At 60.1% G+C, this 5,744-nt stretch carries 8 protein-coding genes; 2 read left to right on the top strand and 6 right to left on the bottom strand.

From position 1 onward, the window contains the following. Together hisF and hisIE are read left to right on the top strand one after the other, a co-directional pair. The coding region (gene hisF / locus JMJ95_RS01020) for an imidazole glycerol phosphate synthase subunit HisF (RefSeq protein WP_290681331.1) at window positions 1–572 on the top strand (572 nt) is incomplete at its 5' end. Next, complete coding sequence (gene hisIE / locus JMJ95_RS01015; RefSeq protein ID WP_290681328.1) at window positions 572–1,195, top strand: bifunctional phosphoribosyl-AMP cyclohydrolase/phosphoribosyl-ATP diphosphatase HisIE; 624 nt, start codon at window positions 572–574, stop codon at window positions 1,193–1,195. The genes hisF and hisIE, both read left to right, overlap by 1 nt. Here hisIE and JMJ95_RS01010 read toward each other — a convergent pair. Genes JMJ95_RS01010 through JMJ95_RS00985 form a run of 6 tightly spaced genes read right to left on the bottom strand, consistent with a single transcriptional unit; the run spans window position 1,165 to window position 5,691 of the window. After that, window positions 1,165–1,950, bottom strand: a complete 786-nt coding sequence (locus tag JMJ95_RS01010; RefSeq protein WP_290681325.1) for a PHP domain-containing protein — start codon at window positions 1,948–1,950, stop codon at window positions 1,165–1,167. The genes hisIE and JMJ95_RS01010 overlap by 31 nt on opposite strands. After that, a complete protein-coding gene (locus JMJ95_RS01005; RefSeq protein ID WP_290681323.1) occupies window positions 1,947–2,288 on the bottom strand; it encodes a serine kinase in 342 nt (113 codons plus the stop codon). The genes JMJ95_RS01010 and JMJ95_RS01005 overlap by 4 nt, the downstream gene beginning before the upstream one ends. Further along, a complete protein-coding gene (locus JMJ95_RS01000) occupies window positions 2,285–3,604 on the bottom strand; it encodes a [Fe-Fe] hydrogenase large subunit C-terminal domain-containing protein (protein ID WP_290681321.1) in 1,320 nt (439 codons plus the stop codon). Before JMJ95_RS01000 ends, JMJ95_RS01005 begins: the two co-directional genes overlap by 4 nt. A 58-nt stretch (window positions 3,605–3,662) precedes the next feature. Continuing rightward, window positions 3,663–4,097: an ATP-binding protein gene (locus tag JMJ95_RS00995; RefSeq protein ID WP_290681319.1), complete on the bottom strand. Its 435-nt coding sequence runs from the start codon at window positions 4,095–4,097 to the stop codon at window positions 3,663–3,665. A 3-nt stretch (window positions 4,098–4,100) separates the two neighbouring features. Continuing rightward, on the bottom strand, window positions 4,101–4,466 hold the full coding sequence (locus JMJ95_RS00990) for a DRTGG domain-containing protein (protein ID WP_290681317.1): 366 nt from the start codon (window positions 4,464–4,466) through the stop codon (window positions 4,101–4,103). Window positions 4,467–4,506: 40 nt separating this feature from the next. Further along, window positions 4,507–5,691 (bottom strand): ABC transporter substrate-binding protein, encoded by a 1,185-nt coding sequence (locus tag JMJ95_RS00985; RefSeq protein WP_290681315.1) that lies wholly within the window; start codon window positions 5,689–5,691, stop codon window positions 4,507–4,509. Window positions 5,692–5,744: the final 53 nt, after the last annotated feature.

Raw genomic sequence — 5,744 nt, 5'->3', positions numbered from 1 at the left:
CCTGGGTATCGTCGGTTGCCGATGCCCTGTTTATCCCCTTTACCGTAGGAGGCGGAATTTCGTCGGTGGAACAGGCCAGGGATATTATCACCCTCGGGGCGGACAAAATCTCGCTGAACTCCGCCGCAGTCCGGAATCCAGCCCTCATCGGAGAATGTGCCGCACTGCTCGGCAAGCAGGCTGTGGTCTTAGCGGTGGACGCCAGGCGGAGCGGAGCGGGAAAATGGGAGGTCTTCATCGACGGAGGAAGAACCGCTGCAGGACTGGACGCCCTGGAGTGGATCGCCGAAGGCGTCCGCAGGGGGTGCGGGGAGATCCTGCTGACCTCCATGGACAGGGACGGGGTGAAAACCGGCTACGACGACGAACTCAACTCCCTCGTTTCGGGAATGGTATCCGTTCCCCTCATCGCCTCCGGCGGCGCAGGGTCCATGGAGCACATCCTCAATACATTCAGGGCAGGAAGCGACGCCGCCCTTGCGGCCTCGATCTTCCATTTCAGGGAGATACGCATCCCGGATCTGAAACACTATCTTGCGGAACGGGGCGTTCCCGTCCGCCCGTCGAGGTGATGGACGTGGAATTTTCTTTGGACGATGTGAAATTCGGCGTGGACGGCCTGGTTCCCGTGATTGTGCAGGACGTGCTTTCAGGGGAGGTGCTCATGATGGCCTGGGCAAACAGGGAAGCTCTTGAGGCCACCCTCTTCTCGGGGATGATGACCTTCTGGAGCAGAACCCGCAGGGAGATCTGGAAGAAGGGGGAAACCAGCGGAAACACCCTCTCCCTCCAGGAACTCAGGCTGGACTGCGACGGGGATGCCCTTCTCGCCCTGGTGGAACCGGCGGGGCCCGCCTGTCATACAGGAGAGCGGTCGTGTTTCCACAGGCTTCTCACCCCCCCCTGCGAAGGACGGGGAACCTTTCCGGGAGTTCTCTGGAGGTACCTGGAGAAACGGCGTCTTGACGACCCCGCCGAAAGCTACACCGCACGGCTGCTGTCAAAGGGGCTGCGAAGGGTTGCCCAGAAGGTCGGGGAGGAAGGGGTGGAGACCGCCCTGGCCGTGGCGGCCGGAGACAGGAAGGAAACGGTATGCGAGGCGGCGGACCTTCTCTATCACCTCGAGGCTGCCCTGCTCGCTTCGGGAGTGAGCCCCAGGGAGGTCTACGCCGAACTGGAGCGGCGCCACCGGTAGCCGCCGCCCCAGGGACAGACTACCGACCGTCCCTCCAGGCCGGAGAGGGCAAGTTCAACTTCGCGGAAACAGGGGGATTCGAGCATCATGGCGGTGCACCTGTCCCGGGAAATAGTGGAAAGCCTGTGTGAATCTGAAGAACGGATGAAGACCCGGTCAGGATACCGCTCTCTCCATCCGGAAAATTCGCTGTGGGAAACGGCGGAGGAAAGCTCCAGGGCATGGCAGGGGAAATCGTCCGGTACGGGACCGAGGACCGCCTCGTAGGAAAAGGACGGTCGGTCGAGGTGGGCAAGGATGACCAGCCCTCCTCTGCTGCGGGCCTCTTCCGCCGTCTCGTCGGCGGAATATCCCGCTCCCTGGACAAGCAGAATTTCCTGCTCTCCGGTGATGACGTTGTTCTTGTCTATGATCAGCTGGTCTCCGAAAATTTCGGGACAGTTCGCTATCGGCGGCATTTTCTTCCAGAGCCATTTCTGAAAATCCCCGGCCTCGACGAGGCCGGGGAAAATCACGACGATATGAATATCCTCCGCTGTCTGCACTTCCATTCCGGCAAGAACGGCAGGGCTCCCTCCGGCGGCTTCGGCCACTGCCTCAGCGTTGTCCGAGGCGTTATGGTCCGTTACGGCGCAGAGGGCGATGTCCGCCTTCCGATAGGCCTCCACGATCTCGGGAGCGCCCATTTCCAGTTCTCCGCAGGGAGAGAGCACTGTGTGAAGGTGAAGATCCACCCAGAAGGGGGAGAGGCTCATGACGATCTTCCCAGGCCTGCCTCCCAGAGCCGTCCGGCGGCCTCGAAGGCGGACAGGTCCGTGCCTGCGAGGGTAACGCCTTCGGCAAGGCAGCGTTCGACGAGGTCTTTGTCAGGCTTTCTCCCCGACGCGGTGAGGATAAAGGGGACATCTTTGAGTACGGCCACCGCCGCCACGTTGAGATGCACCTGTATTGTGATCCAGAGCCATCCTTCCCTGGCCTCCGCCATGATGAAGCTCAGCAGGTCTCCTGTAATGACGCCTCCGATCTCCCCTGCCTGGTCGCCCGGAGAGTAGACTGTGAGACCGAGAAGTTCCGTAATGTCGGAAATTTTCATGCCCCATGCCTCCTTTTGCCCGAAGGATGGAGGGTGTGAGGCAGCTTGGAGGAAAGCGACCGTATCTCGCCGCTGAGGGCGGTAATCCGCTCTCTCAGCTTGAAGATGCAGTCCGTCTCGTCTCCCTGCCCGCGGACGATATCCTCCGCCAGGGCACGGCAGGAGGGGCGGCCGCAGGAACCGCAGTCGATGTGGGGCAGCCCGGCGTAAATGGCGTCCATCTCCCGGAGCTTGGCCATGGCCTCTCCCAGGTCCTGGGAAAGGGGCAGCCGCTCCTTCACCTGGATGGGATTGTCGAGGCGCCATATTCCCTTGTCGTACCAGGTGCGGATTTCTTCCATCTCTTCCTGGGAGGGGAGCCATTCCGTTTCGATGTTTTCCAGGCGGAGCTGGGAGAGGAACCGGGACTCGTAGGTTCCCGTTCCTCCGATACACCCCAGGTCGCAGGCCCTGCACTCGATGAAGTCCACTCCCCCGAGCCGCCCGAGCTCCAGCTCGTTGAGCAGGTCCATGGTATTCCGCAGCCCCGATACGGCCACTGAAGTAAGCCCCTTGTCGGAGAAGGACGAGATGTGCCGCGCTTCGCCGCCGGAAATGGACCAGAGGAGCCACCGCCTGCTGATGGCCTTAGTCTTCGTGCCCGTGACCTTTACGTTGTAGGCGAGAAGATCGCGGATGACCTTTTTCACGCTCACCACGTACTCGAGAGAGCTTTTTCCCCTTCCCACAGGGTTCCGGACGAGGGTGGCCTTTGCGGGACAGGGCGCGACAAGGGTCACTTTTTCCTTTCCCCCCGTGGCGTTCCTCCAGATGGTGACTGCGGTCTCCAGGGGAGATTCCACGGGGAGAATTCTTCCCACAAGTTCGGGGAAGTTGATCTGGATAAGCCTGATGACGGCGGGGCAATAGGTGGAGATGTAGGGAAGGTTGTCCCCTCCTTCCCGGATGATGCCCGCCGCGGCGTAGGCTGCAAGGTCGAAGGCGATGGACGCGTATTCGGCGATATCCCTGAGCCCATGATGTTCCAGGGCCTCTTTCATCAGTCGCGGGCGGGAATAGGCGCCCACCTGCACGTAGAAGGTGGGATCGGCCATGAGGACCAGTCCTTCCCTTGACCTGAGAAGATCCCACTCATCCTCGTTCACGGTGATGGCCTTGTCCCTGCAGCTTCGTATGCATTCACCGCAGTCAATGCAGAGGTCCGGGATAATGCGCATCAGCCCGTCGATCACCCGGATCGCTTCGGTGGGACACGATTTTATGCAGTTGGCGCACCCCCGGCACCGGGCTTCGCGAACCCTAATTCCTCCGGACACCTTCACCACTCCTTCATGTCATTCCGCTGCATTCTGCCGCTCCGGGCGAAGAAAAAGATCACTGTCCCGGAAAGTTAATTCTCGCTGTTAGGACCGTGCCGGTCCCCACTTTCGTCTCGATGTTCATGCTGTCGGAATTCCGTTCGATGTTCGGCAATCCCATGCCCGCTCCGAACCCGAGCTCCCTGATCTCGTCAGAAGCGGTGGAATACCCTTCCTGCATGGCCAAGGCCACGTCGGGAATGCCCGGTCCCTGGTCCGCAGCCATAATTTCCAGATGATCCGATGCCACGGTCATGCGGAGAGTCCCGCCCCCTGCATGGATCATGGCGTTCATCTCCGCTTCATAAGCCACCACCGCAGCTCTTCGGACAACTTCCGATGAAATCCCGAGCATCTTGAGAGTCGCCCGGAATTTCGTGGAGGCTTCGCCGATAGTGGTAAAATCCCCCGCCTGTATGGTGTACTCTTCCACGTACGGCTCCTGCCCCACGCTCTACACCCCTCTGTCAGGTATATGACAGGGCAGAATTCCTTTCGCGAAGAGAATGCCGCATGCCTCGAACATGCTCATCTGGCACAGAAGCACCGGCATCTTGATCTGGGACGCAAGCTTCACAGCCGCTTCCTGGGGCTTCTTTCCCCGGACGAAAACCACCGCGGGGAGGTCAAGCATCTGGGCGGTCCTGACGATCTGGATGTTCGTCAGTCCGGTGAGGAGAAGGGATCCCGGGCGGGCGAACGCCAGCACGTCGCTCATGAGGTCGGCGCCGTAGGCGCACTCGATGTCGATGGAGTCGAGCAGTTCCTCTCCGTACAGCACTTCTGCCCGTATGTTCTGTACCACGTCCCGCAATTTCATATTGTCATCCTCCTCAATGGTTGAAAACAGCGACATTTCATCATGGCAAATATCCCGGGTCAGTAACCTGGAAAAAATCCACCGGACGGAAGGCCCGGTTCTCCACCTCGAGAATTGCGGTTTCCCTGGCAACGGGACGGTGGGTTGCCGGATTGACAGAAAAGGTTGAAGAACCGAGAGCGATGCCCGAAACTGACTCCATGGCTTTCGCAAGGGGCACCGGATCCTTGGATCCCGCCCTTCGAAAACCTTCGAAAATCCACCCGCATGCAGCGTACGCCCTGCCTGCGGCGCTCTCATCCTTGACAACCGTCCTGGTTCGCCCCCATATTTCCCGGCCAAGAGTTACAAAAGCCCGGTCCCGTCCCAGGGGGACGTTCTGGTCAGCTGCGATGATACCGTTAAAGGAAAGAAGAAGCTGCCTCGGCTCCCCTCCGTACCAGATCCTGAATGCGCCTTCTTTTCTCCGGACAGCCCTCCATACATCCCGTACAACCATGGATCCCGCCCAGGACACAAGAACGGATGCTCCTTCAGACATAGCCTCGGATTCGATCATCCTGAAAGAATCCGGTCCCGCTCCCGGCAACCAGAAATGGCTGACGGAGTAGCCGGAAGATGACAACATATCACCGAGGTTCCGGGCAAAACGTTCCAGGGAGGGGTCGAAACGGTCCCCGAGGATCGCCACCCCGGTCCCCCGGTCGAGACTTCTCCGGGCATATTCCGCAAAGGCTGCGATCCGAAAGTCCCTGTAGAGATCCAGGGCAAACATCATGGGAAGAGGAACGCCGCCTTCGCCGATGTCGCTTCCCTCGCCGTAGGCGGACAGGAAAACCGGACCTGATCTGCCGAGAAGGGGACGAAGGAGAGAAATATCCTCGCTTCCTCCCAGGGAAAGCACGGCGGCGACTCCATTCTCCCTCCAGCGGGCCACGCGTTCCTCCGCAGTATCCCGTGAAAGGGGCGGTTCCTTAAGAAAACGGATATCACGGCCGGCCACGCCGTCGGCACTGTCCTTCACCTTCCACTCTGCATAGCGGACAGCCCCGAGGGAGGATTTTCCCCTCTCGCTCTCCCAGCCGTCGGGAGGCGGCAGAACCGCCACCTGCCAGATCCATCCGTCTTCCAGGCCTATGGCAAGATCCCCTGCATGAACCGGGCGGGGGAAAAGAAAAAACGGCAGGAGCAGGAGAAGGAGCAGAAAATTTTTTAACTGCATCATGCAGACCGGAGCTCGGGAGGATTACCTTTTGTAGCCGATGACCGAACGGAGAA

Source organism: Aminivibrio sp., from assembly GCF_016756745.1.
Classification (GTDB): domain Bacteria; phylum Synergistota; class Synergistia; order Synergistales; family Aminobacteriaceae; genus Aminivibrio.
The sequence above is the reverse complement of the archived record's forward strand: the minus strand, read 5'-3'. Positions and strand labels throughout refer to the sequence as shown.